The organism is Micrococcus sp. KRD026 (genome assembly GCF_017168445.1).
Classification (GTDB): domain Bacteria; phylum Actinomycetota; class Actinomycetes; order Actinomycetales; family Micrococcaceae; genus Micrococcus; species Micrococcus luteus.
In genome coordinates, this window is sequence record NZ_JABFBA010000054.1 from 1 (window position 1) to 2,133 (window position 2,133).

Annotated in this window: 1 protein-coding gene; it reads left to right on the top strand. The window is 69.4% G+C overall.

Translation table 11 applies throughout. The annotated features are described in order from the left end of the window. Positions 1-28 precede the first annotated feature (28 nt). A partial coding sequence (locus J1M40_RS11940; protein WP_241252251.1) for a TRAP transporter permease occupies positions 29-2,133 on the top strand: 2,105 nt, incomplete at its 3' end.

Here is a 2,133-nt window from a genome sequence, read left to right on the forward strand (position 1 = left end):
CCCCCACCGACACCCAGGAGACGGACGCATGAGCCACCTCGCCCCCACCGCAGCCCCCCGAACCGGGGCCTCAGACGGCGCCCCGGTCGCGTCGCTCGCCGCGGACATCAACGCCGTCACAACCCACAATCCCCGCCTCACCCCGTTCTGGACCACGGTCACGGTGGTCCTCACCGCCCTGGGGGTCCTGGTGACGATGAACCAGGTCTTCTTCTGGCGTTTGGGCGGGATTACGCTCCTCCAGAACACTTTCCTCTACCTGCTCCTGGCGTGCTTCCTCCCGATCGTCTTTATCGTCACGCCAGCCCTCAGCCGCAGGGCCCACAAGTCTCCCGGCGCCGCCGGCGGGCCTCCGCCCGGCACGAGCACCCTCCAGATCATCGAGGCCGAGGGGATGCGGACCGCTCGGCAGGGCGTCCCCCTGTACGACGTGCTCCTCATGGTCCTGACAGTCATCTCCTGCCTGTACTTCGCCTTCCACGGCGTGGACATCCAGGAGTATGGCTGGGAGTGGAACGCCCCCGCCGTGGCCACCGTCCTCTCCCTCGTCTTCTGGGCCCTCGTCGTGGAGATCCTGCGACGGGCCGCGGGGTGGATCGTCGCCGTGCTGGGCCTCGCCTTCTCCCTCTACCCGATCATCGCGGGCGGCATCCCCATCGGGATCCTCCAGGGCATCGACTACGACCTCCTCACCATCGGCCAGGTCCACTCAATGGGGACCGAGTCCATCCTGGGCATGCCCCTCCAGACGGCGGGGGCCATCCTGGTGGGCTTCCTCCTCTTCGGCACCGTGCTGCAGCACACCGGCGGAGCCGATTTCTTCCACAACCTGTCGATGGCCGTCTTCGGGCGCTACCGCGGCGGTTCGGCGAAGGTGGCCGTGGCATCCTCCGCCACCATGGGCATGATGTCCGGCTCCGCCGTGTCCAATGTGCTCACCACGGGACCGATGACGATCCCCGCCATGATCCGCTCCGGCTTCACCCCCCGCGTCGCCGGCGCCGTGGAGGCTACGGCTTCCTCCGGCGGCTCCATCACGCCGCCCATCATGGGCACCGCCGCCTTTCTCATGGTCTCGTTCGTCGGTGTCCCGTACACCACGATCCTCGTGGCGGCCACGATCCCGGCCTTCCTGTACTTCCTGGGCGTCTTCCTCCAGATCGACGCCTACGCGGCGGTCCACGACCTCAAGGGCACGCCCCGCCACCTCCTGCCGCGCCTTGGCCTCGCCCTCAAAGAGGGCTGGCCCTACCTCGGCGCCCTCGCGGTGCTCACGGGCCTCCTCTTCGTCCTCGACTCCGAGGCCCAGGTGCCGTTCTGGGTCGTGGGGCTGCTCATCCTCATCGCCGCCGTCAGTCCCCGCGTGCAGATGTCCCGCCGCCAGTGGTTGGACATGGCCGTTGACTGCGGGCGTACCCTCGCCCAGATCATCGGCATCATCGCCGGCGTCGGGCTCATCCTGGGCGGCCTCACCGCCACGGGTGTGGCCCTGTCCCTCTCCCGGGACCTCGTGGCGCTCGTGGGGGACAACACGATCCTCCTGCTCCTCACCGGCGCGGCCGTGTGCTTCGTCCTCGGCATGGGCCTGACCATCTCTGCGGCCTACGTCTTCCTGGCCATCGTCATGGTCCCCGCCGTCATCTCGCTGGGCATCGACCCGCTGGCCGCCCACCTCTTCGTCATCTACTGGGCGTCGGTGTCCTACATCACCCCGCCGGTCGGCCTCGCGGCATTCGCCGCCGCGGGCATCTCCAAGGCGTCCCCGATGGCTACGTGCGTCGAGGCCATGCGCCTCGGGGCCGTCAAGTACATCGTCCCGTTCGGCTTCGCCCTCAACCCGGCCCTCGTCGCCCAGGCGAGCGGCGGGGAAATCCTCTTGGCCTTCCTCTTCAGTGTCGTGGCCGTCTACGCCGTGGCGGGCGCCCTCGGCGGCTACCTTGCGGTCGTCGAGCGCCGCCTGCCCGTCTGGGCCCGGGTCGCCCTGGCCGTCAGCGGGTTCATGATGTTCCTCCCCCAGCTCTGGGTCACCCTTCTTGGCCTGGCCTTCACCGCCGCCGTCGTCGCCGTCGTCCGGCTTGCAGTGCCTGGGGACCTGCCCCCCGAGCCCGTGGAGGACTCCGGAGAGGCCCCCCG